This is a genomic window from Streptomyces sp. NPDC040432, assembly GCF_055595445.1.
The window spans coordinates 173032-197725 of the sequence record NZ_JBVIVP010000012.1 but is presented as its reverse complement, the minus strand read 5'-3'; the positions used below and the strand labels follow the sequence as shown (position 1 = coordinate 197725).

Sequence of the window (24694 nt, the reverse complement as noted above, 5' to 3'; positions counted from 1 at the left end):
ACAGACCGGCGCCGGGACTCCGCCGACGGCCCGTTCCGTCGCCCCACAACGGCATCACCGCGTCGTCGCAGCGGCATCACCGCGGCGACGTCGCCGCGGCGGTCGGTGCCCCGGTCGACGGACACAGCCTTGGATCATCCGCCCTTGAACACCGGGTACGGAACGTACGTCTGTCGGTCGGGGTCCACGGCGAGCCGCCCCCCGGCCGGCGGCCTGGCCCGCTGGGCGCAGTCCCGGCGTTCGCAGATCCGGCAGCCGAGCCCGATGGGCGTCGCGGCCGCCGGATCCGCCACCGCGAGGCCTTCGGCGTAGACGAGCCTGGACGCGTGGCGGAGCTCGCAGCCCAGCGCGACGGCGAACTCGGCCCGTCGTGCGCGGTGGCCGTGGCCGCCCCGGGTCACGGTGCGGGCGATCCAGAAGTACTTCTTGCCGTCGGGCATTTCCGCCACCTGGGTCAGGATCCGGCCGGGTGCGGAGAACGCCTCGTAGACGGTCCACAGGGGGCAGGTGCCGCCGAGGCGGGAGAAGTGGAAGTCGGTGGCCGACTGCCGCTTGGAGATGTTCCCGGCGCGGTCGGCCCGCAGGAAGGAGAACGGCACGCCGCGCTGTCCGGTGCGCTGGAGGGTGCTGAGCCGGTGGCAGACGGTTTCGAAGCCGACCCCGAAGCGGGCCTGGAGCAGTTCGATGTCGTGGCGCAGTTCCTCGGCCGCCGCCCGGAAGGGTCCGTAGGGCATCAGGAGGGCGCCGGCGAAGTAGTTCGCCAGCCCGACCCGGGCCAGCCCCGAGGACGCCTCGGAGTCGAACTCGGCGTCCTGCACCAGGGAGTCGAGCAGCGGACCGTGCGCGAGCAGGGCCAGCTGGGTGGCGAGCTGGAAGGCGCGTTGCGCGTCGGTGAGCCACGGGGAGAGGAAGAGCAACCCGCGTTCGCGGTCGAAGCGGCGGGCGTCCGCGGAGCGGTCGGGGGCGCCGTCCAGGAGCGTCACCCCGTGTCGGGTCGCGAGGACCTCCGCGAGACGGTCCGCGGTGCGGGCCACGGAGCCGCCACCGAGGGCCGTCGCGGCGGTCTCGGCCTCGGTGTCGAGCACGTCGAAGTGGTTGTGGTGGGCGTAGAAGAAGTCCCGCACCTCGTCGTGCGGTTCCGCTCGGACCACGGCGGTCGAGTCCCCCGGGGGAGTCAGCGCGGCGGCCTGCTCGGCCGCGTCACGATAGCGGTGGTGCAGCGCGACGAGGGCCTTCGCGATGTCCGGGTGGTCCCGGGCCATGTCCGCGATCTCGCCGGAGGCCACCGAGACCCCGCCGGCCTCGTCCGCCAGGGCGGCGCGCAGATCGGTGGTGAGGCGTTCCTCGTCGGCCTCGGAGAAGAATTCGGGGTCGACCCCGAACACCTCGGCGATCTTCAGAAGGACGGGCGCGGTGAGGGGCCGCCGACTGTGCTCGATCTGGTTCAGGTAGCTGGTGGAGAGGTCGAGCGCGCGGGCCAGCTCGACCTGGTTCATGCCACGCTCGCGTCTCAGTCTGCGCAGTTTCGCGTGGGCGTAGATCTTGCGTCCGGCCGTGCGTCCCATGGGCGACAGCGTTCCTTTCCACCCGGTCCTCGGTTGCGAAGATAGCACTCGCCACATTCGCAGAATTCGCAGGTTCGCAAGCTTTTCCGGTAGGGATTCCGCAGGTTGGAGCAGTGGAACCGGGCCTGAAAGCGGGAAAGGCTGACATCGAAACATTCGCCTTTCGCCCATCGGCACAGGCGCCCATCGGCACAGGTACACATTCATGGATCCGCACAGGCGCAGATCCGCGCGGGTGTTCCGTTCCGTCTTCCGCATCCGAGGAGTTCCGTGATCGAGCACGAGGTACGCGTCCACCCCAGTTCCGACCGGCTCCCCCGCGAGCAGCAGCTCGCCTGGAAGCTGGCCGAGACGGCCACCGCCACCGAGCAGGTCTCCGCCCTCGACCCCGGGGCGGTCGACATGGCGATCAACAGAGTCGTGGACAACGCCTCCGTGGCCGTGGCCTCACTGCTGCGTCGGCCGGTCGCGGTGGCCCGGGCACAGGCCGCGCCCCACCGGGCGGCGCCCGGGGCCTCCGTCCTCGGGCTGTCGCCCAAGGTACGCGTCTCCCCCGAGTGGGCGGCCTGGGCCAACGGCACGGCCGTGCGCGAGCTGGACTTCCACGACACCTTCCTCGCCGCCGACTACTCCCACCCCGGGGACAACATTCCGCCGTTGCTGGCCGTCGCCCAGCACACCGGTCGTTCGGGCGCCGATCTGCTGCGCGGGATCATCGCCGCCTACGAGCTGCACGTCGCACTGGTACGGGGCATCTGTCTGCACGAGCACCGCATCGACCACGTCGCCCACCTCGGCGCCGCGACCGCCGGCGGCCTCGGCGCGATGCTGCGCCTCGACACGGCGACCGTGCACCAGGCGATCCAGCAGGCGGTGCACACGACGACGGCCACCCGGCAGTCCCGCAAGGGAAGGATCTCCAGTTGGAAGGCCTTTGCCCCGGCCTTCGCCGGCAAGGCCGCGATCGAGGCCGTCGACCGGGCCATGCGCGGAGAGGGCTCCCCGTCGCCGATCTACGAGGGCGAGGACGGTTTCCTGGCCTGGATGCTGAACGGCCCCCGGGCCTCCTACACGGTCTCACTGCCCGCTCCCGGCGAGCCTCGGCGCGCGATTCTCGACACCTACACCAAGGAGTACTCGGCCGAGTACCAGGCGCAGGCGATCATCGACCTGGCGCGCCGGGTGCGGGAGAAGACCGGACCGACCTCCCGGATCCGGGAGGTCGTCCTGCACACCAGTCACCACACGCACCACGTGATCGGGTCCGGCTCCGGCGACCCGCAGAAGTACGATCCCACCGCCGGCCGCGAAACCCTCGACCATTCCATCCCCTACATCCTCGCCGTCGCGTTGGAGGACGGCGCCTGGCACCACGAGCGGTCCTACTCCCCCGAGCGTGCCCTGCGTCCCGGGACGGTCGCTCTGTGGCGCAGGATCTCGACCGTCGAGGACCCGGAGTGGACGCGCCTCTACCACCACCCGGATCCCGAACGGCGGGCCTTCGGCGGACGCCTGGTCATCACCCTCGACGACGGCGGCGTCATCGAGGACGAACTCGGTGTCGCGGACGCCCACCCCGCCGGCGCCCGCCCCTTCGACCGGGCGGCCTACACCGGCAAGTTCCGAACCCTGGCCGAAGGCGTCGTGGCGGCCGACGCCCAGGACCAGTTCCTCGACGCCGCCGGTCGACTCGCGGAGCTGGACACCGCCGGTCTCGCGTCCCTGTTCCCCGCGGTCGACACGGGTCGGACCGCGGCGTCCGACGCGTCGCTCCCGAAGGGACTGTTCTGATGCTGCACGCCCGCACCACCGTGGCCGACAAGCGCCGTACCTTCCGCGAGCAGTTGGCCTCCGGGCGGCTGTTGCGGATGCCCGGCGCCGTCAACCCGTATTCGGCGCGCCTGATCCAGGACGCGGGCTTCGACGGGGTGTACCTCTCCGGGGCGGTCCTCGCCGCGGATCTGGGCTTGCCCGACATCGGTCTGACGACGTCGACCGAGGTCGCGGCCCGCGCCCAGCAGATCACTCGGACCACCGACCTGCCCGCCCTCGTGGACGCCGACACCGGCTTCGGCGAACCGTTGAACGCGGCCCGCACCGTTCAGCTCATGGAGGACGCGGGCCTGGCCGGCCTCCACCTGGAGGATCAGGTCGCTCCCAAGCGCTGTGGCCACCTCGACGGCAAGACCCTGGTAGCGCGCGAGGCGATGGTCCGGCGGGTGCGTGCCGCCGTCGACGCCCGTCGCGATCACGACTTCCTCCTGATGGCGCGTACCGACGCCCGTACGGTCGAGGGCCTGGACGCGGCGATCGACCGTGCCAGGGCTTACGTGGACGCGGGCGCGGACGCGATCTTCCCGGAGGCCCTCGGCAGTGAGGCCGAGTTCGCGGCCTTCCGACGGGCGGTCGACGTACCGCTGCTGGCCAACATGACCGAGTTCGGCAAGGGACCCCTGCTGTCCCACAGCGCCCTGGAAGACCTCGGCTACAACCTCGTCATCCATCCGGTGACCCTCTTCCGCCTCGCCATGGGCGCGGTCGAGGACGGTCTGCGCACGATCGCGCGGGAGGGGACCCAGGATTCCCTCCTCCCCCGGATGCAGACCCGGTCCCGCCTGTACGAGGTCCTCGACTACGACGCCTACTCGGCCTTCGACGGAAGCGTCTTCGACTTCACCCTGCCGCCCGGCACCTGACCCCACCGGAGTGAGCCATGACCGCCACCACCCCTGAGATCCACCGCGGCCTCGCCGGTGTCGTCGTCGACACCACCGCGATCTCCACCGTGATCGAGGAGACAAACTCCCTCACCTACCGCGGCTATCCGGTGCAGGAGCTGGCCGCACGCCACTCCTTCGAGGAGGTCGCGTACCTGCTGTGGCACGGCGAACTGCCGGACGCCGGAGAGCTGGAGCGGTTCCGGGCCCGGGAGCGGGCCCTGCGCCCGCTCGACCGGACCACCGCCGAACTGCTCGCCGGTCTGCCCCGGACCTGCCATCCCATGGACGTGCTCCGCACCGCGGTCAGCTTCCTCGGCGCGGAGGACCCCACCGAGGACGAGGAGGGCACCACCGGGCATCCGACGAAGTCCCTGGGGCTGCTCGCCAAGCTGCCCGTCGTCGTCGCCGCGGACCACCGGCGCCGGCTCGGGCGTGCGGTGATCCAACCGGATCCCGCACTCGGATACGCGGAGAACTTCTTCCACATGTGCTTCGGTGCGGTGCCCGCCCCCGAGGTCGTCCACTGCTTCGAGATCTCGATGATCCTCTACGCCGAACACAGCTTCAACGCCTCGACCTTCACCGCCCGGGTCGTCACCTCCACCCTCTCCGACCTCTACAGCGCGGTCACCGCGGCGATCGGCGCGCTGAAGGGGCCCCTGCACGGCGGTGCCAACGAGGCGGTCATGCACATGCTGCGGGAGATCGGCGATCCCGAGCACGCAGCCGACTGGCTGGACCGGGCCCTGGCGGACAAGCGCAAGATCATGGGGTTCGGCCACCGGGTCTACAAGCACGGCGACTCCCGCGTCCCGATCATGCAGGAGGCGACCGATCGGCTCGTCGCCGGAGCCGGGGACCCCGGGACCACCACGCTCGCCGCCCTGCACGCGGCCCTGCGCCACGCGATGATCGGCCGCAAGGGCATCCATCCGAACCTCGACTACCCCGCCGCGCTGGCCTACCACCTGATGGGCTTCGACGTGCCCATGTTCACGCCGCTGTTCGTCATGAGCAGGGTCACCGGATGGACGGCCCACATCACCGAACAGCTCGCCCACAACGCGCTGATCCGCCCGCTCGGCAGCTACAACGGGCCGGCGCAGCGCCCCCTCCCCCAGGCCGTCCGAGGCCGTAGCCGGTAGCGCGCCGGGGGCGGCGCCCAGCGGTGGGTGGCGCAACCCGGGGCGGAGGATGACGACCGACCGATCCATCGTGAGCCGCTGCCCCGGGGCAGGGTGCAGGCGGCACACGGTGAACCGACTCCCTCCACCGGGCGGGCCCGGTGGAGGCCAAGGCGTGGGCAGAGGCCGCCCCGGGGTTGGCGGGCGCGCGTCGAATGCGGGGTTCAGACCCGTTCGAGTCGCGGTGCACCGTCGAGGATGGCCAGTTCCCGGGCGCCCGCCTGGCGTTTCCAGTCCGGGGCGACGGCCGCGTAGGTGGTGACGTCGTACCAGCAGCCCTGGGTGTGGAAGAGCTGGCGGAGCGTGGCTTCGGGATGCAGTCCGGCGGCGCGCATCACCCCCGGCATGTGGTGGTGGTCGCTGCGGTGGCCGGCCCAGATGCGGTGGAGCCCCAAGGGTCCGAAGCCGTAGGCCATCAGCAGGCGGCCCGCCTCGTGTCCGTGACCACGTACCGGGGTGCCCGGCAGCAGCACCAGGCTGGTCAGCATGGCGTTGCTGCCGTAGTCCTCGACGAGGAGCCCCATGGTGCCGACCAGTGCGTCGTCGTTCGGCGCGCACACGGCGAGGGTGTACTTGCGGCGCGGATGCGCGAACGGTTGGGCGAGGCTCTGGGCAAAGGCGTCGTGGGCCTGCCCGGCATCCATGCGGTCGACACCGAGGTAGCGGGTGAGGACCCGGTGGGTGAAGATGCGCGCGAAGGCCTCGTGGTCGCTCGCGTGCAGTTCCCGCAGCCGAAGGTGTTCGCCGCGCAGCTCGGGGACTCGGTTCACAGGTCGGCCCCCCGTGGTGCGGGCTGCGACGTCCGGGCGGGAACGAGGGCCTCGAAGTCGATGGAGTGACGGCCCGATGCGAGGGGTTCGCCCAGCAGGATGCGGCGGGCGGTGTCGGTGACGAGAGCGGCGCCGAGCATGACGCCGCTGGCGAGCTGGGGCCAACTGGAAAGGGTGTGGCCGACGCGGGTGAGGGCGTCGGTCATGGCGGGGCTCAGTCTCCGCTCGTCGACGACGTCGAGCAGGAAGCGGATGGTCTCCTCCCGGTCCATCACCTCGACGCCGGCGGCGGTCGTGGTTCCCGTGCGGCCGTGGAAGAGCGGCCGGTCCGGTTCGAGGTCGAAGCGCTCGATGTCCAGCAGACCCCGGTCGTTGGTGTCCATGAGGACGGGGACCCCTCGGCTGCGCGCGTGCTCGCGGGCGGCGACCTTCACCCACGGGGTGTCGCACTCCTCGATGAGCAGGTCCAGTCCGCCACCCGCACCACCGGCCGGACCATCGTCCCGGCCGTCGTCCCGACCGTCGCCCCGGCCGTCGAAGAAGTCCGCGATGTTCTCCTCGGTCACTCCGCCGCGATGGATCTCGATGTCCAGGTAGGGGTCCAGCTCGTACATGCGGCGCGCGGACAGCACGCTCTTCTCCAGGCCGAGTTCGTGGACCCCGGCACGCAGCCGGTTGAGGTTGGACAGGCCGAGTCGGTCGAAGTCGGCCAGGCGGAAGGCGCCGCCGACCCCCTCCATGGCGCAGGTCATCGCCGCGCTGCTGCCGACCGACAGCCCGATGACGCCGATGCGGCGCCGCAACAGGCTCCGCTGCTGCTCGCGGGTGATCTTGTCACGGTTGCGGTCGGTGCGAACCAGGCGGAATTCGGCCTCGGGGAGCACGTGGACCAGGCGCCCGGACCAGGGGTACCAGGCCCATCTGCCGTAGGCGTCGGGCCTGGTCCCCAGGGTTTCGGCGATGGCGCGGGACCGGGAGCGGGAGCCGAAGGCATCCTGTGGTGCGAGGCAGCGCAGGAGTTCCTCGACCTGCTCATCGATGCGATCGTGCACCTCGCGCGGCCGGTCCGACTCACGCAGTTCGGCCAGGGCCGCCGCGTCGGCCGGCCGGGAGGCGTCCAGGAGCACAGGACGAAACGATTCATCGGAAGGCTGGGGCGAGGAGGGCACGAGAAGGTCCGGCTCCGGGCCGGGAAGCAGGGGGGTCGTCACGTCATGGACGCTAGCAATCTGAAGATCTTGAACCGGCGCATCTCACTCCAGGGGGCGCAATCGAATTGATCTTCTACCTGAATGCGCCCCTTTGTGCTGCGCACGCCCTCTGTCAGTCGGTCGGGGAGGTTCCGCCGGGCTCCGTGGAGACCGAACGACGGCCTCCACCGGCAAGCATCCAGCCGCACCACCATGTTCGTGGCGGCGAAGGTGAGTTGCTATCGTCACGGGGATTGCCGGTCCGAGGGGCCGAGCGGGGAAGGCCGAAGGGACAAGCATGGAGCATCCGCCGCAGCAACCGGCCTGGCCGCCGTACCCGCCGTCGCCGGCCCCGGCCCCGGCCCCCTCCCGAGCCAAGATCTGGGCGGCGGGAGCCGCCGTGGTGAGCGCCATCGCCGGCGTGGCGACCGCCGTCGCCGCCTTTTCCAACGGATCGCCCCAGCCGTCCGCCGTACCGCCGCCGGCTTCGTCCGCCGTCGGCGACCAGCCGGCGCAGAGCCCCGCCGTCACCGCCGCCCCGAGTACCGCGACGGGCGCCGGCGGAGCCCCGTCCGTCCGGTGGTCGGGCAAGGTGGTCCTGGGGCTTGAGGGCATCGACCTCTCACAGGTGCCACCGAGCAAGGGCTCCGGCTTCGGCATCCGGCCGGCGGCCGGACGCAACGGATCCAGTTCGATGGAGGTCAAGGGCACCGTCGCCCTGTGGGAGAACCCCGGTGAACCCACGCCACAGGGTTGCAAGGACCTCCTTGCCTCCCAGTCGCGCAACGCCGTCGTCGTGGCGGAGGGCGACAGCGTCTGCCTCGTCGAGGAGAACTCCCCGATCGCCGCGCTCAAGGTCACCGCGACCCAGTACGACGAGGGCAGTTACGGCCTGATCGAGGGGCAACTGACCACCTGGAACCTGCGCGCCACCAAGTAACCGCACAGGGCGTTCGGCGGCCCGGCCAGGACCCGGTCCGCCGACGCACGGGAGGTTGGCGCGCGGTTGCGCCCGGATGTCTCCCGCGCCGGTTGTCCCCCGCGCCGGTCCGCTTCCTTCGGGTGACGCTCGACGGCCACCCGTGCCCGCTGACCCGTACACGCCGAAGCGCGACCCTAGGGCGCGGGGGGCGGAGGTTCGTCCGGAACCCGGGGGCGGCAGAAAGGGAGGGCGCCTTCTTCCTCCGCGCGCGGCCAGTACCGTCCCTCGATGGCCTCGGCGCTGCGGTTGAGCCGGACCAGGACGTCCTCCAGCTCCCGCACCTCCTCGGGCGACCAGCCGGCGACCACCCGGGCCAGGCAGGACCGGTTCACCTCACGGTCCTCGGCGAGCCTACGGCCGCCCTCGACCGTGATCCGCAGCTTGCGGGCCATGCCGCCGTCCGGGTCCGCGACGCGCTCGGCCAGGCCGCACCGCAGCAGTGCGCCCGTCTGGCGGTTCACCGTCGACGTGTCCAGCCCGAAGGCCTCCGCCAACTGCCCGATGGACATGGGGCCTTGGGTGTCGATTCGGCTGAGCAGCAGATACGCCGACCGCTCCAGGCGCTCGGGATCGCGCTCGCGCCGGGCAAGCACCTGGTGCCGCGAGAGCAGCATCAGCTCCCGCTCCAGTTTCTCCAGCACTTCGCCTCCTGCTCCTTCCGGCGCTCCATTATCGCGGACCCGCGGCTCCCGGCAAGGGCGGACCCGGTACCGCCCGGCTTCCGGGTGGTACCACACCACGGCCGCCACGGACCCTGCAATATGCATGATACATAGCATGTGTACTATGCACTTCTCGTTGTCACCCGACGAGCCACAGCCTCAACCCGGAGGACCCGCATGACCGTCACCACGACCACCGCCTCCCGCGCGGCCGAGATCCTGTCCCGGCCGGTCACGCTGAACGGACTGACCGTCCCCAACCGCATCGCGATGGCTCCGATGACCCGCATGTTCTCCCCCGGGGGCGTGCCCGGTGAGGACGTGCAGGCGTACTACGCCAGCCGAGCCGCCGCCGGGGTGGGCCTGATCGTCACCGAGGGCACCTACGTCGGTCACGACTCGGCCGGGCAGAGCGACCGGGTGCCGCGGTTCCACGGCGAGGAGCAGCTGGCCGGATGGTCGAAGGTCGCCGCGGCCGTGCACGAGGCGGGCGGCACGATCGTGCCGCAGCTGTGGCACATAGGAATGGTCCGCAAGCAGGGCGAGGCTCCGTACGCCGAAGCGCCGGCTGTCGGCCCGTCCGGCATCCGCGTCGACGGCACCGAGGGAACGGGCCGGGCGATGACCCGCGCCGACCTCGACGACGTCATCGGGGCGTTCGCCGACGCGGCCGCCGAGGCCGCCCGGATCGGCTTCGACGGAGTCGAGCTCCACGGCGCCCACGGCTACCTGCTCGACCAGTTCCTGTGGGAGCGGACCAACCGCCGCACCGATGCCTACGGCGGCGACGCGGCGGCCCGTACGAAATTCGCCGCGGAGATCGTGGCCGCGGTCCGCGAGCGCGTCCCGGCCGACTTCCCGGTGATCTTCCGCTACTCGCAGTGGAAGCAGGAGGCCTACGACGCCCGGCTCGCGCAGACCCCGGAGGAGTTGGAGGCGATCCTGTCCCCGCTGGCGGCGGCCGGTGTCGACGCGTTCCACGCCTCCACCCGGCGCTACTGGCTCCCGGAGTTCGAGGGCTCGGACCTGAACCTGGCGGGCTGGACGAAGAAGCTCACCGGCCGGCCGACCATCACCGTCGGCTCGGTGGGCCTCGACGGTGACTTCATCCGCGCCTTCGCCGGCGAGGGTGCGGCGCTCGGCGACATCGACAACCTGCTGGACCGCATGGAACGCGACGAGTTCGACATGGTCGCCGTCGGCCGGGCGCTGCTCCAGGACCCGCAGTGGGCGGCGAAGGTCCTCGGCAACCGTTTCGACGAGCTCCAGCCGTACGACGCGGCGGCGCTCAGGTCCCTCAGCAGGTAACCCCGAGCCGGTCTCCACGAACCGCGGTGCGGTGGCCGGACCAACCCGTCCGCACGGGTCCGGCCGGAGGAGGTGTGCGCCCTGCGACATCGGTTCGCCGATGTCGCAGGGCGCACACGTCGTGGACCAGGATCAGGAAGTCCCGGGCCCCGTCACGACCGCCTGCGCCGAGCGATCCTGCGGATCCGGACGAACCGCAGGACGGAGCCGGAGCGGGCCGTGGACTCCGGCGCGGGCCCTCTCGTCACGGCAACGAGCGGGTGAGCCAGGCCACTTCGCCGTTCTCCTCCATGGAGACACGGTCCCGCTCGAACCCGAGCTTCTCCAGGACACGGAGCGACGGAGCGTTCCATGTGCCGACGGTCGACCAGAGCCGCTTGCGCCCGGTCGCGATGGCGGCATCCAACACCGCGGCGGCCGCCTCGGTGGCGTAGCCGCGCCCGTGCGCGTGCTGGAACAGCTCGTAGGCGATTTCGGGCTCTTCCAGGGTGGTGCGGCCGATGATCAGCCCGCAGTAGCCGATGAAGTCACCCTCGGCGCGGCGCTGGATGGGGAGGAGCGCGATCCTCGTGGTCTCCGTCGCGGTGAGTAGTTCGGCGATGGACGTCCGGATGCGTTCGACCTCGGGGGTGCCCTTGCCGCGCTCGGAGAGGAGCGCGCAGAAGTCCGCCGCGTCCGACTCGGCCCACGGCCTGAGTATCAGTCGCTCGGTCTCCAGGTGGAACGACATCGTCTCGTACGTGGTCATGGCCCCATGCTGCCCCACCGATCCTCCCCGACCGCCGCCGGATCAGGGATGCTTCGGCCGGACCTCAGGATTCGGTGGTGAGGCGGCGTTCGAGGGGCGTGCGCATACTGGGACGGATGCGGACGTCGCCCAGGAAGGCCGCCATGCGGGCGGTCTCGGCGGTGATGGCGGCCCGTGCCTCACCGGTGCGTCCGTCGGATGTCAGGACGTGGGTCGCGATGTGCCCGTCGGGGCGTTGGGCCCAGCCCCCGATGACGCGGCCGTCCCACCACACGGTGGGGCCGATGTTCCCGTAGGCGTCGAAGAGTTCGGGGACGAGGGAGGGGTCGAGGTACCAGTCGCGGTGGCGCCATCCCATGGGGGTGGGGTCGAGCGCGGGGAGCAGGGCGGCCGCGGGTTCGGTCCGGGTGGGCGGTTCCAGTTGGTCGGGCAGGGCGTGGCCGGGGCCGTGGGACAGGTCGATCTCGATGGCGCCGGTGCGGGCGAGGGCCTTGCGGGTGTCGGTGAGGTTCCAGCCGGTCCACCACTTGACGTCGTCGGTGGTTGCCGGGCCGAACGCCCGCAGGTAGTGGGTGGCGAGCTGGACGCGGGCGTCGTCGGCGGCCGGTTCCGCGTGGGGTTCAGCCGTGGTCCAGCGGAACCGGGAGGACGCCCAGGTGCCCAGCGGACGGCCGCGCCGGATGCGGCTCTCGGCCGCCATGACGCCGAGGACGCGGGTGGTGATGCGGGGCGTGGCCGCGTAGGGCTTGCCCGGTGCGACGGAGAGCCGCGTCCTGAGGGCGGGCACGGCTTCGGCGAGCTGGGCCGCGGTGGCCTCGCCGAGATCGGACAGGGCGGCGAGCACGGACCGTTCGGTGGCGGCGAGCCAGGCCTGGTCGTACCCGTGCTGTTCGCCCAGCGTCTTGAGGAGGTTCCTGCGTTCCCGGACGGCGACGGCTCGGGCGGTCGACGCGTCCACGACGGGGGCGAGGTGGTCGGGGACGACGAACATCGTGCGGCGCATGCACAGCATCCGCACCAGGGACCGCTCCTCGTACAGGGCCCGCTCCAGCCGTGCCGGGGCCGGATCGACCGAGCGCGCCGCCACCGACAGGTGGACGGTGGCGGGGTCCGTGGCGTGCAGGGCGAGCAACGCCGCCACGACCTGCTCGGGCGTGTCCGCGCGGGTGGACGGTGTGAGCAGGTGGGCGGTGGTCAGGCGGGCGCGCCGCTGCTCGTCGGTGATCTTCAGTCGTCGCTCGTTCATCGGGTGGGGGCGGCCGCGTGCTGCCGCCGCATCCGTCCTTTCGCTGGTGGGGGCGCGAGGGGCGCGAGGTCGCGTCCGGGCCTCGGGGGCCGTTCGGGGCGGACCATCATGCTGGGATCCGGCGGTGTGTGCGCGGCGACGCGCCCGGCGGTGTACCGGGCGACCGTGGCATCGACGTGTGGGCCACGGCTGCGCTTGGCGCTTGCCGGGGAAGAGACCTGGTCCGGCGCCGTCGGCCCCCTCCTCGAAGCCGCGTCGAACGGCCCGAGGCGCCGCACTTGGAGTGACCCCCATGGACTCCCCCTATGACAGGTGACGGCGCCCGAGGTGCCGGGCGGGAGCGCCGAAATCCAGGCGGGTCCCCACCGGATGATGTCCCCGCGAGCCTTGGCGGCCGTCGAGGAACCGGCGTTGGCGGCGGACTCGGTCGAGGCGCTCCACTGACCGTCCGGGCGGTCGAGACGCTCGACCGCGCGTCGGGCATCCGCGCGCCGTTCCTCCGGGGCTGCCGCTACGCGGTGCCCGCCGCCGTCAGCACCGCGACCGGCAGGAGCAGCATCCACTGCGGCAGCCGGAGCAACGGCTTCGGCCAGCCGACCGACAGGGTGACGACCAGGAAGGCCATCGCGTAGGCGACGAAGTGCGCGGCCACGAACCACGCCAGCGGGCCGGTCGCCGACGTACCGCCCGCGAGGGCGAGGTGGACCAGGACGGCCGCGGAGAGCAGCAGGTCGACACTCACCATGTGCCACACGGCGTGCAGGACGCGTTGTGGTTCATCGGCGAGTCCGCAGGTCAGCAACGGGCGCACCACGTCGCGGTGGCCGGCGACGACGTGCGTCACGGCCACACCGAACGCGGTGATGCCCGCGGCGAGGAGCCATCCGTTCATCGGACCTCGATCCCCTGGACGATGACGGCGGCCAGTCGGACGGCCAACCCGGGGTCCGGGTGCTCCCCGACCAGACCGACGTGGAAGAACACGGCTCCCGCCATCGTGTCCAGGACCAGATCCACGGGGGTGCCGGCCGCGATCTCGCCGCGCGCCTCGGCGCGTTCGAAGACGATCAGCAGTCCCTCCTTCGACGGGGCGAGGAACTCGCTGCGGATGCGCTCCTTCAACACCGGATCGGCGGCGAAGTCGGCCAGCAACCCCGGGAGGGCCGCCGCGGCCGCGGGTGCGCGGAACTCGTCCACCAGGCCCCGCAGCAGTTCGGTCAGGTCACCGGCCAGCGTTCCGGTGTCCGGAACCGGGGCTTGGTCCGTGGTCGTGAACACGGCCTCGAAGACCAACTCCGGCTTGCCCCGCCACCTTCGGTACACCGTGTCCTTGCCGACGCCGGCACGGGCGGCCACCGCCCCGATCGACGTCGCGGCGTAGCCGACCTCGATCAGCAGGTCCGCGGTCGCGTTGACGATCGCCTCGTGCGAGCGGGGGTCCCGGGGACGTCCGCGTGAGGACGGGAAGGAAGTCATACCATTTATCTTACGGGTCGACCCGTTTGGTAACAACCCCGATCGGCACGGCCCTGCGCGGGAACGGACCGTGCACGGCCGAGCCGCGAACCGCCGAGCCGCGTACGGACGAGCCACGTGTGAACGGGACGTCAACACGTTCTATATTCATACGAATCACCCACGCGGCCCGGCTGCGGCGATCAGGAGGAGACGACGGCTATGGCCGAGACCGAAACCGATGGCGAACCGGGCACCCGGAGGGCATCGCGGAGCACCCGCAAGGTGCGCCGCAAGGCACGCAACCGTCGTCGCATGGGCATCGCCGCGGCCGTGGTCGCGCTGGGCGGAGCCGCGGCCGGGGCGTACGCCCTCGGGTGGGGCGGTTCCACCGGTGCCGAGGCGGAGCTGGCCCCGAAGGGGGGCGCGGCCGGCGGGGACAACGCCGGGAAGAAGCCCGCGGAGCAGTGGGACGGCAAGGTCAAGGTGCTCGGCGACGGATCCACCTCGTACACCGGGCCGAACCCGGGCCAGCTCAAACCGGAGCGGTTGAAGCCCGGCGAACAGCCACCGCAGTTCGTGGTGTTCTCCTGGGACGGCGCCCTGGAGGGCGAGGACCACCTGTTCTCACACTTCAGGCAGGTGGCCAAGGAGAGCAAGGCGCACATGACCTTCTTCCTGACGGGCATCTACCTGCTGCCCGAGAGCAAGAAGTCGCTCTACAACCCGCCCCAGCACGGCCAGGGTTCGGCCGCGATCTCCTACCCCACGGTTCCGCACATCAAGAGCACCCTGACCCAGCTCCGGGGCGCGTGGACCGACGGCAACGAGATCGGTTCCCACTTCAACGGCCACTTCTGCGGGCCCAAGGGCGGCGGCGACTGGAGCCCCGAGGAGTGGAAGAGCGAGATCGACCAGACCTACTCGTTCCTCAAGAACTGGAAGACCAACACCGGGTTCGCCAAGGAGGCACCGCTGCCCTTCGACCCCACCCGTGAGGTCGTCGGCGGCCGAGCCCCCTGCCTGGAAGGCCAGAAGAACCTCCTGACGGCCATCAAGCCGTACGGCTGGCGCTACGACGCCAGTTCCTCCGGCGATTTCCAGCTCTGGCCGGCCAAGCAGAACGACATCTGGAACTTCCCGCTGCAGCTCGTACCCCTGCACGGCAAGGAGGTCCAGGTCCTCTCCATGGACTTCAACTTCCTCTACAACCAGTCGGGCGACAGCACCCAGGGCGACCCTGCCAAGTTCCCCGCGTGGCAGGCACAGGTCCGCGGCTCCTACATGAACGGCTTCAACCGCGTCTACAACGGCAGTCGGGCGCCGATGTTCATCGGCAACCACTTCGAGGACTGGAACGGCGGCATCTACATGAAGGCCGTCGAGGACATGATGAGGGACGTCTGCCCGCGCCAAGGGGTGCGCTGCGTGTCGTTCCGCGAGCTCGCGGACTGGCTCGACGCCCAGGACCCGCAGGTCCTCGCGCGGCTTCGGCAGTTGGACCCCGCGCAGGCACCGGACTGGAAGGACGTCGTCCGATAGGCGCGCTCCGCGCTCCCGGACCGCCTGACGACCGGACCGCCGGGTGACCGGGCCGCCGGGCCGGGCCGCCGGGCCGCCGGGCGACGAACGGCCGCGGCGGTCCGGGAGCGGCGTCGCGGCTACTTCACGGCCTTGGCGTAGTCGCTCCACAGGCGCACCGCGCGCTCCCCGGCAGGCGTTCCCGGGGCGTCGCCGCCCAGCCCCGTCAGGGGCAGCGGGGCCAGGTCGGTCAGCGCCATCCGGTAGACGACCACCGCCGTGGACTCCTGCTCGGTGCTGGCCACGAACCAGCCCGCCGTGTTGGCCGCCGTCGTTCCCGTCTTGCCCACCGCGCCGGCCCGCACCTTGGCCGCCGTCTTCGCCGAACCGTCGGTCACCGCCTGTCGGAGCGCGTCCGTCACAGCCCGCGCGGTGGGGGCCGATACGGCCCGCGTGGGCTTCGGGGGGTCGAGGGGCACCGCCGCGCCGCCCCGGGTGACCGACCGCACCGAGTAGGGATCGGTGTGCATGCCGCCCGCGGCGAAGGTCTGGTAGGCGCCCGCCATGCGGATCGCGCTGGGCTTGGAGTTCTCCCCGAGGGCGAACGTGGGGATCCGCGGCCCGAGGCTGGACGCCAGCAGGCCCGACCGCTGGGCGAAGGCCTCCACCCGGTCCAGGCCGACGTCAAGGCCGAGCTGGAGCATGGGCGTGTTCACGGAGTCGGCGACGGCCTGACGCAGGGGAACCTGCCCCCAACTGCGCCCGCCGTCGTTGCTGCCCTTCAGCACCTTCCCGCTGCGGTCCCAGTACGGTCCCTCGGGGGTCTGCACGGTCGCCTGGTCGTTCCCGTCGTACGGAGTCGTGGGGGAAACGGGCGTTCGGGCCTTGCCCCGGGTGCGTACCACTCCCTCTTCGAGGGCGGCTGCGTAGACGATCGGCGTGAACGCCGTACCCACCGGGATCGTCGTCGCGTTCGACTCGTTGAAGCCCTGCTTCAGGTAGTCGGGGCCGCCGTAGACGGCGAGCAGGCGTCCGTCGGGCGCCACGCTGGCGGCGCCGATCTTCGCGTGCTTGTCGGTGTCCGGGCGCTTCTCCGGGTCGAAGCCCTTCTGCGTCTCCTGGACGGCCGTGGTCAGGGCCGCCATGCGCGCCTTGTCGAAGGTCGTGTAGATCTGGTAGCCGCCGAGGTCGAAGTCCGACTCCTCGATGTGTCCGGACTTGACCGTGTACGCCTTGGCCATTTCGACGAGGTAGCCGGTCTGCGCGCCCGGGATGCCGGCCAGGGAAGTGGCCGAGGGCTCCGGGAACTTCGTGTATCCGGCGCGCTCGGACGCCTCCAGGTGTCCGGTCTCGACCATGCGGTCCAGGATCCACCTCCACCGCTCCTCGGCGCGCTCACGGTTCTTGGGGCCGATGGACGGGTCGTACAGGCCGGCTCCCTTGAGCAGGGAGGCGAGGAAGGCGCCCTCACTCGCGTTCAGTTGCGAAACGTCCTTGCCGTAGTACGCCTGGGACGCGCGCTGGATTCCGTAGGTGCCGCGCCCGAACCAGCTGCTGTTGAGGTAATCCTGGAATATCTGGTCCTTGTCCTTCTGGTTGTCCAGTTTCAACGCCAACAGGAGTTCGGTGAACTTGCGCGACATGGTGCGGTCCTGGCTCAGGTAGGCGTTCTTCACGTACTGCTGCGTGATCGTGGACCCGCCCTGGGTCTCACCGCCCGTCACGGCCGCGCCCACGGCCCGCAGGACGCCGGAGGGGGATACCCCCGGGTCCGAGTAGAAGCTCGCGTTCTCCGCCGCGAGTACCGCTCCCCTGACCTTGGGCGGCACCTTGTCCAGGGGCATCTCCTGGCGGCTCACCCAGCCGGTGCGGGCCATGGTGGAACCGTCGGACCAGTAGTAGACGTTGTCCTGCTGCGTCGCAAAGGTGTTCAGGTCGTCGGGTATGTCCGTGACGGCGTAGGCGAGCGCGACGAAGCAGGTCATGCCCGTGAGTCCGTACAGGCACGCCCCCAGCCACTGGCGCCAGGACGGCACCCAGCGGCGCCAGCCCGTCCGGCCGGGGCGCGGATAGGCCGGGCGCAGGCGCCGTAGGTGGGGGCGCGCGGCGGCGAGGGCCGCGCCCACGCGACCACCGCCGACGCCGAAGCCACCTCGACCGGCTTTGCCGCGCCTGCGCGCACCGGCTTTCCTACGGCGCCCCGGCGCGGCCCCGCCGGTGGTCTTCGGAGCCGCCCGCCTGCCCCGCGATCGCCCTCTTCCCGACGTAACCTGCCCGCCCACTCCGAATGTCCCCTCTGCTGTGCTTTCCCGCACACCTTAGAGGCACATCCTGTGCGATCAACGAACTGAAGTGCGTGTACGTCGAAGTACTGCCGTGAGCACGGCCGGTGACGAAACGGAGGGATTTTCTGCCTCCCAGGGACCCACTTGTGCCCTGTCGGCGTCCGAGAACCCGTCATCCCATGGGGCCCGGACCGGAACGTGACGAAAGTGTGGTCGAGTTGTGCGAGGATGCGGTCCCCCGATTCGTGCGGATCGGGTGACAAGGGGATACACAGTGATACCGAAGAGGTTCAGGCCCGCCTTCATCGCGGCCCTGACCGTGGCCCTGACGTCCGGCAGCTTCCTCGCCTACTCCGCGAGTGCCGGTTCCGGGCCCGAGGCGGCCGACCGCGCCGCCACCGACGCCTTCGCCCGCATAGCCGACGACGTGCTGTCACGCCGTTCCGAGGCTCTCGTGGAGGAACAGCAGGGGCGCCGCGGCGCGGCCCCCGGCTCCTCGAAGGCAGGGCTGTCGGCCAAGTTCAAGAAGGACGAGGACACCGCGCTGTCGTCGCTGCGGTCCCGCAAGACGCGTCTCGCGGAGCTCGGCGAGGCCTACAGCGGCGCCGACACCCGTGTGACCGTCGAACGGGCCACGGTCACGGGCGGCAGGGCGACCGTGCTGGTGGTCGAGGACACCAAGCTCACGTACAAGAAGCTGCGCGGGGACGAGCCGGAGACGACGGACTTCCGTACCCGATACGAGCTCAAGCTCACCAGCAAGAAGGGCGGCCGCTGGGAACTCGACTCGGTCAAGTCCCAGGAGAACGGCCCCGTGGCCGTCAACGAGCCCGTCGCCGCCAAGGTGAACACGGTCAAGGACGACGGGAATCAGTACCCGGACGGCACGCCCGCCGCCACCAAGTACCCGGCCCCGGCGAAGCCCAAGGCCAAGACCGGCGGCGCGTACGACTACAACGCGATGGCGAAGTACGCGGAGAAGTACTGGAGCAACTACAACCCGCAGTACCGCAAGTTCAACGGTGCGGGCGGTGACTGCACCAACTTCATCAGCCAGGCGCTGAAGGCGGGCGGTTGGAAGCCCGTCCCGGGCTCCTCCTCCGACTACCGCAACTGGTGGTACGACGGCAGCCGCCAGAGCGACTCGTGGGTCGGCGCCAACGAATGGGCGTGGTTCACGCTGTCGAACAAGCGGGCCGCCAACCTGGCCAACGTCTACCAGATGGACGTCGGCGACGTGCTCCAGGTGGACTTCAACAAGGACGGGTCCAAGGACCACTCCATGATGGTGACGTACCGCAGCGGCAACGGCATGCCGTACCTCACCTACCACTCCACCAACACGTACCGGAAGTCGCTCGCGAGCATCCTCGCGTCCTACCCGGACGCGCGCTACTTCGCGTACCGCACCTGACGGGTACCGGGCCGGCCCCGTCCGTCGTTCGACGGGCGGGGCCGGCGCGCGAGTTCAATCGGCGGGCCCGTTCCGCCGGGCCCGGGTACGCGTCCGTCAGTCGGCGAGCATGCCTTCCCGGAGCCGGTTCAGGGTGCGGGTGAGGATGCGGGAGATCTGCATCTGGGAGATGCCGAGGCGTTCGCCGATCTGCGCCTGGGTCATCTCCTGACCGAAGCGCATCTGCAGGATGAGCCGGTCCCGGCCTTCGAGACCCTCCAACAGCGGGGCGAGGGTGCGGAAGTCCTCGAAGAGCTCCATCGCCGGGTCCTCATGGCCGAGGATCTCCGCCAACGGTCGCACGGCCCTCTCGGAGGACTCGTCCGACTCCTGTTCCAGGGGCTGGCTGGAGTGGCCGTTGGCCGCGACGAGGCCCTCTATGACTTCTTCGTCGGTCAGGTCGAGGTGTTCGCCCAGTTCGCGGACGGTCGGCGCACGGTCGAGGACCGCGTGCAGTTCCTCCTTGCCGCGCGCCAGCTCGATGCGCAGTTCCTGCAGGCGTCGCGGGACGCGGACGGCCCAGGTCGTGTCGCGGAAGTGCCGCTTGATCTCGCCGGTGATGTAGGGCAGGGCCAGGGTCGCGAACTCGTTGCCGAGGGACGGGTCGAAGCGGTCGATGGCCTTGATGAGCCCGATGGTGCCGACCTGGATGATGTCCTCGATGTCCGTGCCGTCGGTCCGGTTGCGGAACCGCCGCGCCGCGAACTGGACCAGGGACAGGTTCATCTCGATGAGCGTGTTCCGGACGTATTGGCGCTCCTGGGTTCCCTCGTCCAGGGTGCGGAGCCGCTCGAAGAACGCCTTGGACAGGGCCCTGGCGTCCTCGGGGGCGACCTCCCGGGGTTCGACGATCCGGGGCAGCCGCTCGGGGAGCCGCGGGGTTTCCGTCACCGCCTCGGTCGCTGCGACCGCTGACTGCGTGGTGAGGGTGTCCATTTCATCTCCCCAAGTACTCGGCTCCGTCGCCCGGGTCACCCGAACGGCGCTGTCTGTGTGCTGCCCCCAGAGCATCGCGCCCAACGCCCACACCCGTCAAGCAATACGCGAAACAAGTTTCGTGAGTCGTGTTGCTGTTCATCGACGCCCCATCAGATGGGGGTACGGGGCGAGGCGGTCGGCGAGGGCGCACGGTGAACGAAAAGCCTTGTCCCTCGATCGGTGCCGCGGCCGGCTTTGCCGCCATGCGCGAGATGATCACCGACGACGGTCGGACCCTGGCGGTCGAGGAGTGGGGCGACCCCACCGGGACGCCCGTCCTCCACTCGCACGGCAGTCCGATGAGCCGGCCGGCCGCGGGCCGAGTCCGGGAGGCGCGGGCGCGGTGCGGCCGGCGGGAATCGGGGACCGCGAACCCGCGTTGTCCCCGACATGGACGACGCAACCCGGTACGACGGCCGTGACTGCGCCGGGTCCGAGCGCCGCCGACCGCACTCCGCCCGACCCGTACGACCGTCCCCGGTACCCGCCCCGTGGCGGGCCGTTGACCCACGCACCGGCGGGTCGATGTCGGCCGGGAACGACGGAACGGCTCCGCCTTCCGGAGGAAGGGGAGCCGTTGCGGTCCGGAGCCGGAGCGTGCCGCTCAGGCGTGGCGGCGCTTGTTCCCGGTGATCAGTCGGTAGGCGGCGAGCAGGATGAGGGAGCCGACGATCGCCGCGATCCACGTGGAGACGTCGAAGAAGCCGTCGATGGAGTCGACGCCGAAGATGACCTTTCCGAGCCAGCCGCCGAGCAGGCCACCCGCGATGCCGATGAGGACGGTGACGATGAGGCCACCCGGGTCCTTGCCCGGCATGAGGGCCTTGGCGATGAGACCCGCGAACAGCCCTATGAGGATCCAGGCGAGAATGCCCATGATGTGTCTCCTACCTCGGTGAATAAAGCCGGTGTTAACGCTCGTCTTCACCGAGGAGCGGATTCCAAACGCCACGGTTCCTTGATCCTTTTTGCGCTCGCCCGCCCTGTGCAGCGGTGGGCGTCCGGGCGGGGCGGCCGTACGGGTGTCACCGGGGCGGTTCGCACCGCTCGGGCAGTGTCACGGTCCCGGGACGGTGCTCGAAGGTGTCCATCACCAGCCACTCGTCGAGCTCGGGATCGTAGAGGTTCTGCACGCCGAACTGGAGCACCTGCCAGAACGTTCCCCGGTTGTCCTCGTCGACGTAGATGTCGCCGAGTGCGAGCGGCAGTCGTGGATAGTTCCCGGGCGGCAGGTCGGGGAGGACCACACCCACCCTCCAGTGGTTCACCTTCCGGTGCGGTGTGCCCCGCAGGGTCTCCGGCCCGACGAATCTGGCCTTCTCGAATCCCTCGTTCAGCGCCTCCAGGTCGAAACCCGGGATGCGGGAGCAGGGGTGCTCGGTCAGGCCGGGCCATTTGTACGTCAGCGTGTAGAGCGTGCCCCGGTAGATCAGGTTCGTGAACCAGATCGGGTACTGCGGGCCCCCCGCGGTCATCTGACTGTTGCCGTCCCGCCCCTCCCACGTGAACGGCACCGTGATGTCCAGGTCACGGACGATCCACTTTCCCTTGCCGCGGAAGTCACGGGGAAGGCGCGGCGGGGGCGGCGTCGGTGTCCCGAAGACGTTCCGCTCCCCGGCCGCGATGCCGAAGGGCGACGCGTTGCCGGTGCTCGGCGCCGCGGCGACCGGGAGCGGAGCCGCCAGGACGAGGGCCACCGCGGCGACGAGTGCGGCCGACGTTCCCGCCCGGGATCTGCGTTTCCAACCCATGGTCTCCCTCGTCTGTCCTGCCAGGCGCCGGCGGGGCGCGAGGACGCTTACGGCGATGCTGGGACACCGTCCCCGGAATGAAAGATTCCGAAACCGTCGAACGCCGGACGTGTAGCCGAACGGTCCTCCCCCGGGGCGGTCATCCCGGATCGGTCACGGACGGGGGTAGACGCCGCACGCCGTCACCGGCTTGCCCTTCGCGTCGTCGAGGCAGACTCCGACGTACGAGCCACCACCGACGACGTTCGCGGGCAGGGTGGCCGGCACCGAGGTCACCGTGTTGCAGTGCGTGCTGCTGCTCCGGGCGCCGAGCGGGTTGGCATAGGCGTCGAACACGCTGTACCAGGCGCGGCGACACCCGGCCGACTTCAGCGTCCCGGTGAAGGTCACCGACCGGTTGTACCAGGTCAGCGTGCCCTTGATGTAGCTGCCCGCCCCGTCGGAAACGTTGACCGGTGTGGTGGCGTAGCCGGTTGCCGTGGTTGGGGTCGCGGCGGCGGCCGGCGCGACGAGGGGCGCGGACATGGCGAGGCCCGCCGCGGTGAACAGGGTGAGAGCGGATCGACGCAACACGATGGGGTTCTCCTTGGATGGGAAACGAGTGGACTCCGTGCGCATGGTTCGGCGGGTTCCGGACACACGGCGCCTCGGAGGTAACAACCATGATTCCCCTGCTTCTTGTCCTTCTGCTCGCCCTCGTTCTCTTCGGTGCCGGTTTCGCGGTGAAGATCCTCTGGTGGGTCGCCATCGCCGTACTGGTGCTGTGGCTGGTCGGATTCGTCGCCCGTCCCAAGGGCGGCAGCGGCCGCTGGTACCGCTGGTAGGCGTGCGCCGATCAGGGCCCGTACCCGCCGGGGCGGCGAGGGTCCCTCACGGCACGCGAGTCGTTCAAGGTGTCGCGCTCCGCGGATCGCCCGTCGGAGCCGTCCGGGCGGGGCGGGCACCGAAACCGATCAAGGGGTATTTCGTATGACGGAGAACGTGCGGGGTCACCGCGAGGCCTCCGGCCATTTGGCCGGCGCCGACCTGACGGGTTACGAGGTCGAGGCCACCGACGGTTCCCTCGGCAAGGTCGACAAGCATTCCGGGGACATCGGATCCGCCTACGTCGTGGTCGACACCGGTCCCTGGATCTTCGGCAAGGAGGTGCTCGTCCCCGCCGGCATGGTCAGCCGCGTCGACACCGACGAGCAGAAGATCTACGTCGACCGGACGAAGGAGCAGATCGAGGCGGCTCCCGCCTTCGAGCATGACGTCTCCCTCGGAGACGAGGACTACCACCGCCAGGTCGGCGGCTACTACGACAAGCCGTACGCCCCCTGATGGGCGTCCTGCGAGAACCGTGCGCACGGGCCGGGGCGGCGACCACACGGTTGCCACCCCGGCCCGTTCCGTACCCACGGTCACACCGTGGGCGCGGGCGCGCCCTCCCCGTGGCCCCGCGAAGGGCGGTGTGCGAGGATCGCTTGGTCGATTCGGCACCGGGCGGACGCGGAGAGATGGAACGGTCACGAGGGAGCGATGAGTCGGGTGGGCGAGCGCCTTTCACGGGAACCGGCCCCGCGGAGCCGGGTGCCTCCCTCCCTTCGACGGCTGCCGATGCCCGTGACCGGGTCGCGGCTCTGCTGCGACAATCCGAACCGCCGTATGAGGCTGACGTCGTGACGGACGCGCTGATGGTGACCACCGAACTCGTCACCAATGCCGTCCGGCACGGCGGCGGCCTCGCCGACTTCCGCGCCGACGTCCACGACGACGCACTGCGGGTGTCCGTGGCCGACCACAGTCGCGAAGCACCCGTCGCCCGGACCGGCCTGCCGGCCGGAATCCGCATCGGCGGTTACGGCTGGCCACTGATCCGGAGTCTGGTCGATGACCTGACCGTCACCGAGCACCCCCACGGCAAGCGGATCACCGCGTACCTGAAACTTCGCTGAGCAACCCGCCCCGTCGCGGCGCCGGCGGGCCGCGACGACGGCATGACGCGCCGCCGCGGCCCTTCGACCGGTATCGGTGTGCGGGTATCAGGGGCGGGGCAGCCGGGTGACCGTGTCGAGGTAGAAGGCGTCGATGCTCTGCACGGCCCGCTCGAAGTCTTCGAGGTTGACGGGCTTGGTCACGTACGCGTTGGCGTGGCTGCTGTAGGCGCCGGCAACGTCCTCGGGAGCGGCCGAGGTGGTGAGGACGACGACGGGGATGGTCTGGAACCCCTCGTCGTTCTTGAGGATCTGCAGGAGGTCACGCCCGTTCATGCGGGGCATGTTGAGGTCGAGAACGATCAGGTCGGGCCGCGTGCTCGCGGGATCGCGCAGGTGTTCCAGGGCGGCGACGCCGTCGGTGACCTGAACGAGGTTGCGTGTCCCGCGCTCGGAAAGGGCTTCCTCGATGAGCATGGCATCGGCCATGTCGTCCTCGACGAGCAGGACGTCGTAGGGGCGGGCGGGCGCGGTCATCATCGAAAGCTCCGTGAGGTGGTGAGGATTGCCGTCGGGCACGTGGTCGTAGAGGCCGGGCCATCGTCGGCGAGCGCCCTGACGGCTGATGCCGCAGGCGTTTCCGAGTTGGGGGTAGCCGGCGCCCGCACGGGCGGCGGCGGCCGCGGCGTCACGCTGGAGCCGTTCGGCGGTCTGCCGTACCTGATCCAGTACGTGCAGCAGGACCAGGGCCGGGGCGGGATCGTCCGCCCGGGGTGACGCGTCGCCCGTCAACCGGTGGGCAAGGCGATGCGCGAGGTCGGCGACGGCCGCCTGCGTCACCGTCGCCGCGGCCTGGGGCGCGGTCGGCGAGGAGAATTCTCTACCCGGCATACCGGCACTGTAGGCCGCCTCTCCCACCCTCGACAACATCTGTTGTCACGAAGCCTCTACAGTGTGCAG

The 24694-nt window shown here is 70.6% G+C and carries 24 protein-coding genes; 10 read left to right on the top strand and 14 right to left on the bottom strand.

Features of this window, described 5'->3' with window-relative positions; translation table 11 throughout:
• Positions 1-134 precede the first annotated feature (134 nt).
• Positions 135-1565 carry a short-chain fatty acyl-CoA regulator family protein gene (locus ACZ58N_RS24400; protein WP_471163570.1) on the bottom strand — a complete coding sequence of 477 codons (1431 nt, stop codon included), beginning with the start codon at positions 1563-1565 and terminating at the stop codon, positions 135-137.
• Positions 1566-1835: 270 nt separating this feature from the next.
• Here ACZ58N_RS24400 and ACZ58N_RS24395 point away from each other — a divergent pair, with 270 nt between their 5' ends.
• The 3 genes from ACZ58N_RS24395 to ACZ58N_RS24385 are packed head-to-tail and all read left to right on the top strand — an operon-like array spanning position 1836 to position 5430.
• Entirely contained in the window at positions 1836-3356 is a 1521-nt protein-coding gene (locus tag ACZ58N_RS24395) for an MmgE/PrpD family protein (protein WP_471163567.1), read from the top strand.
• Complete coding sequence (gene prpB / locus ACZ58N_RS24390) at positions 3356-4261, top strand: methylisocitrate lyase (protein ID WP_471163564.1); 906 nt, start codon at positions 3356-3358, stop codon at positions 4259-4261. Before ACZ58N_RS24395 ends, prpB begins: the two co-directional genes overlap by 1 nt.
• Positions 4262-4278: 17 nt before the next feature.
• The gene (locus ACZ58N_RS24385; protein ID WP_471163561.1) at positions 4279-5430 is read left to right on the top strand and encodes a bifunctional 2-methylcitrate synthase/citrate synthase; all 1152 of its coding nucleotides are present in this window, start codon (positions 4279-4281) and stop codon (positions 5428-5430) included.
• A 203-nt stretch (positions 5431-5633) separates the two neighbouring features.
• Here the strand turns inward: ACZ58N_RS24385 and ACZ58N_RS24380 are convergent, their stop codons facing one another.
• Together ACZ58N_RS24380 and ACZ58N_RS24375 are read right to left on the bottom strand one after the other, a co-directional pair.
• Positions 5634-6239, bottom strand: a complete 606-nt coding sequence (locus tag ACZ58N_RS24380) for a GNAT family N-acetyltransferase (protein ID WP_471163559.1) — start codon at positions 6237-6239, stop codon at positions 5634-5636.
• Positions 6236-7366: a ThiF family adenylyltransferase gene (locus ACZ58N_RS24375; protein WP_471163556.1), complete on the bottom strand. Its 1131-nt coding sequence runs from the start codon at positions 7364-7366 to the stop codon at positions 6236-6238. The genes ACZ58N_RS24380 and ACZ58N_RS24375 overlap by 4 nt, the downstream gene beginning before the upstream one ends.
• 361 nt (positions 7367-7727) lie before the next feature.
• On the opposite strand from ACZ58N_RS24375, the gene ACZ58N_RS24370 reads away from it, so the two are divergent.
• Entirely contained in the window at positions 7728-8369 is a 642-nt protein-coding gene (locus ACZ58N_RS24370) for a hypothetical protein (RefSeq protein WP_471163554.1), read from the top strand.
• A 176-nt stretch (positions 8370-8545) separates the two neighbouring features.
• Here ACZ58N_RS24370 and ACZ58N_RS24365 read toward each other — a convergent pair whose 3' ends face one another.
• Complete coding sequence (locus ACZ58N_RS24365) at positions 8546-9025, bottom strand: MarR family winged helix-turn-helix transcriptional regulator (protein WP_471163627.1); 480 nt, start codon at positions 9023-9025, stop codon at positions 8546-8548.
• A 225-nt stretch (positions 9026-9250) separates the two neighbouring features.
• Between ACZ58N_RS24365 and ACZ58N_RS24360 the strand changes: the two genes are divergently transcribed.
• On the top strand, positions 9251-10381 hold the full coding sequence (locus tag ACZ58N_RS24360; RefSeq protein ID WP_471163551.1) for an NADH:flavin oxidoreductase: 1131 nt from the start codon (positions 9251-9253) through the stop codon (positions 10379-10381).
• Positions 10382-10625: 244 nt separating this feature from the next.
• Here ACZ58N_RS24360 and ACZ58N_RS24355 read toward each other — a convergent pair whose 3' ends face one another.
• From ACZ58N_RS24355 to ACZ58N_RS24340, 4 genes are all read right to left on the bottom strand, one after another.
• Positions 10626-11129: a GNAT family N-acetyltransferase gene (locus ACZ58N_RS24355; RefSeq protein ID WP_471163548.1), complete on the bottom strand. Its 504-nt coding sequence runs from the start codon at positions 11127-11129 to the stop codon at positions 10626-10628.
• A 64-nt stretch (positions 11130-11193) separates the two neighbouring features.
• Positions 11194-12375 carry a winged helix DNA-binding domain-containing protein gene (locus tag ACZ58N_RS24350; RefSeq protein ID WP_471163545.1) on the bottom strand — a complete coding sequence of 394 codons (1182 nt, stop codon included), beginning with the start codon at positions 12373-12375 and terminating at the stop codon, positions 11194-11196.
• A gap of 511 nt (positions 12376-12886) precedes the next feature.
• Positions 12887-13267, bottom strand: a complete 381-nt coding sequence (locus ACZ58N_RS24345) for a hypothetical protein (protein WP_471163542.1) — start codon at positions 13265-13267, stop codon at positions 12887-12889.
• Complete coding sequence (locus tag ACZ58N_RS24340) at positions 13264-13851, bottom strand: TetR/AcrR family transcriptional regulator (RefSeq protein WP_471163540.1); 588 nt, start codon at positions 13849-13851, stop codon at positions 13264-13266. The genes ACZ58N_RS24345 and ACZ58N_RS24340 overlap by 4 nt, the downstream gene beginning before the upstream one ends.
• A gap of 201 nt (positions 13852-14052) precedes the next feature.
• On the opposite strand from ACZ58N_RS24340, the gene ACZ58N_RS24335 reads away from it, so the two are divergent.
• On the top strand, positions 14053-15372 hold the full coding sequence (locus ACZ58N_RS24335) for a polysaccharide deacetylase family protein (protein WP_471163537.1): 1320 nt from the start codon (positions 14053-14055) through the stop codon (positions 15370-15372).
• A gap of 119 nt (positions 15373-15491) precedes the next feature.
• Here ACZ58N_RS24335 and ACZ58N_RS24330 read toward each other — a convergent pair whose 3' ends face one another.
• The gene (locus tag ACZ58N_RS24330; RefSeq protein ID WP_471163534.1) at positions 15492-17477 is read right to left on the bottom strand and encodes a transglycosylase domain-containing protein; all 1986 of its coding nucleotides are present in this window, start codon (positions 17475-17477) and stop codon (positions 15492-15494) included.
• 433 nt (positions 17478-17910) lie between these two features.
• Between ACZ58N_RS24330 and ACZ58N_RS24325 the strand changes: the two genes are divergently transcribed.
• Complete coding sequence (locus ACZ58N_RS24325; protein ID WP_471163532.1) at positions 17911-19050, top strand: amidase domain-containing protein; 1140 nt, start codon at positions 17911-17913, stop codon at positions 19048-19050.
• 96 nt (positions 19051-19146) lie between these two features.
• On the opposite strand, the gene ACZ58N_RS24320 is transcribed toward ACZ58N_RS24325, so the two are convergent.
• From ACZ58N_RS24320 to ACZ58N_RS24305, 4 genes are all read right to left on the bottom strand, one after another.
• On the bottom strand, positions 19147-20025 hold the full coding sequence (locus ACZ58N_RS24320) for a SigB/SigF/SigG family RNA polymerase sigma factor (protein WP_471163529.1): 879 nt from the start codon (positions 20023-20025) through the stop codon (positions 19147-19149).
• Positions 20026-20671: 646 nt separating this feature from the next.
• Positions 20672-20944, bottom strand: coding sequence for a GlsB/YeaQ/YmgE family stress response membrane protein (locus ACZ58N_RS24315; protein ID WP_471163527.1), 273 nt, complete (start codon positions 20942-20944; stop codon positions 20672-20674).
• A 148-nt stretch (positions 20945-21092) separates the two neighbouring features.
• Complete coding sequence (locus tag ACZ58N_RS24310; RefSeq protein WP_471163525.1) at positions 21093-21818, bottom strand: hypothetical protein; 726 nt, start codon at positions 21816-21818, stop codon at positions 21093-21095.
• Positions 21819-21971: 153 nt separating this feature from the next.
• Positions 21972-22391, bottom strand: coding sequence for a hypothetical protein (locus ACZ58N_RS24305; protein WP_471163522.1), 420 nt, complete (start codon positions 22389-22391; stop codon positions 21972-21974).
• A gap of 89 nt (positions 22392-22480) precedes the next feature.
• On the opposite strand from ACZ58N_RS24305, the gene ACZ58N_RS24300 reads away from it, so the two are divergent.
• The 3 genes from ACZ58N_RS24300 (at position 22481) to ACZ58N_RS24290 (ending at position 23755) form a co-directional block, all read left to right on the top strand.
• On the top strand, positions 22481-22642 hold the full coding sequence (locus ACZ58N_RS24300; RefSeq protein WP_471163520.1) for a hydrophobic protein: 162 nt from the start codon (positions 22481-22483) through the stop codon (positions 22640-22642).
• A gap of 145 nt (positions 22643-22787) precedes the next feature.
• Entirely contained in the window at positions 22788-23141 is a 354-nt protein-coding gene (locus ACZ58N_RS24295) for a PRC-barrel domain-containing protein (protein ID WP_471163517.1), read from the top strand.
• Positions 23141-23755, top strand: a complete 615-nt coding sequence (locus ACZ58N_RS24290; RefSeq protein WP_471163514.1) for an ATP-binding protein — start codon at positions 23141-23143, stop codon at positions 23753-23755. The genes ACZ58N_RS24295 and ACZ58N_RS24290 overlap by 1 nt, the downstream gene beginning before the upstream one ends.
• Before the next feature lie 87 nt (positions 23756-23842).
• Here the strand turns inward: ACZ58N_RS24290 and ACZ58N_RS24285 are convergent, their stop codons facing one another.
• Positions 23843-24625: a response regulator gene (locus tag ACZ58N_RS24285; RefSeq protein WP_471163511.1), complete on the bottom strand. Its 783-nt coding sequence runs from the start codon at positions 24623-24625 to the stop codon at positions 23843-23845.
• Positions 24626-24694 lie beyond the last annotated feature (69 nt).

Bases quoted from the DNA above. Each gene is read 5' to 3' on its own strand.
- ACZ58N_RS24370 (WP_471163554.1), top strand. From the start codon at position 7,728: ATGGAGCATCCGCCGCAGCAACCGGCCTGGCCGCCGTACCCGCCGTCG.
- ACZ58N_RS24360 (WP_471163551.1), top strand. From the start codon at position 9,251: ATGACCGTCACCACGACCACCGCCTCCCGCGCGGCCGAGATCCTGTCC.
- ACZ58N_RS24350 (WP_471163545.1), bottom strand. From the start codon at position 12,375: ATGAACGAGCGACGACTGAAGATCACCGACGAGCAGCGGCGCGCCCGC.
- ACZ58N_RS24290 (WP_471163514.1), top strand. From the start codon at position 23,141: ATGGGCGTCCTGCGAGAACCGTGCGCACGGGCCGGGGCGGCGACCACA.
- ACZ58N_RS24355 (WP_471163548.1), bottom strand. From the start codon at position 11,129: ATGACCACGTACGAGACGATGTCGTTCCACCTGGAGACCGAGCGACTG.
- ACZ58N_RS24335 (WP_471163537.1), top strand. From the start codon at position 14,053: ATGGCCGAGACCGAAACCGATGGCGAACCGGGCACCCGGAGGGCATCG.
- ACZ58N_RS24340 (WP_471163540.1), bottom strand. From the start codon at position 13,851: ATGACTTCCTTCCCGTCCTCACGCGGACGTCCCCGGGACCCCCGCTCG.
- ACZ58N_RS24320 (WP_471163529.1), bottom strand. From the start codon at position 20,025: ATGGACACCCTCACCACGCAGTCAGCGGTCGCAGCGACCGAGGCGGTG.
- ACZ58N_RS24295 (WP_471163517.1), top strand. From the start codon at position 22,788: ATGACGGAGAACGTGCGGGGTCACCGCGAGGCCTCCGGCCATTTGGCC.
- prpB (WP_471163564.1), top strand. From the start codon at position 3,356: ATGCTGCACGCCCGCACCACCGTGGCCGACAAGCGCCGTACCTTCCGC.
- ACZ58N_RS24385 (WP_471163561.1), top strand. From the start codon at position 4,279: ATGACCGCCACCACCCCTGAGATCCACCGCGGCCTCGCCGGTGTCGTC.
- ACZ58N_RS24300 (WP_471163520.1), top strand. From the start codon at position 22,481: ATGATTCCCCTGCTTCTTGTCCTTCTGCTCGCCCTCGTTCTCTTCGGT.
- ACZ58N_RS24400 (WP_471163570.1), bottom strand. From the start codon at position 1,565: ATGGGACGCACGGCCGGACGCAAGATCTACGCCCACGCGAAACTGCGC.
- ACZ58N_RS24365 (WP_471163627.1), bottom strand. From the start codon at position 9,025: ATGCTGCTCTCGCGGCACCAGGTGCTTGCCCGGCGCGAGCGCGATCCC.
- ACZ58N_RS24285 (WP_471163511.1), bottom strand. From the start codon at position 24,625: ATGCCGGGTAGAGAATTCTCCTCGCCGACCGCGCCCCAGGCCGCGGCG.
- ACZ58N_RS24315 (WP_471163527.1), bottom strand. From the start codon at position 20,944: ATGGGCATTCTCGCCTGGATCCTCATAGGGCTGTTCGCGGGTCTCATC.
- ACZ58N_RS24345 (WP_471163542.1), bottom strand. From the start codon at position 13,267: ATGAACGGATGGCTCCTCGCCGCGGGCATCACCGCGTTCGGTGTGGCC.
- ACZ58N_RS24310 (WP_471163525.1), bottom strand. From the start codon at position 21,818: ATGGGTTGGAAACGCAGATCCCGGGCGGGAACGTCGGCCGCACTCGTC.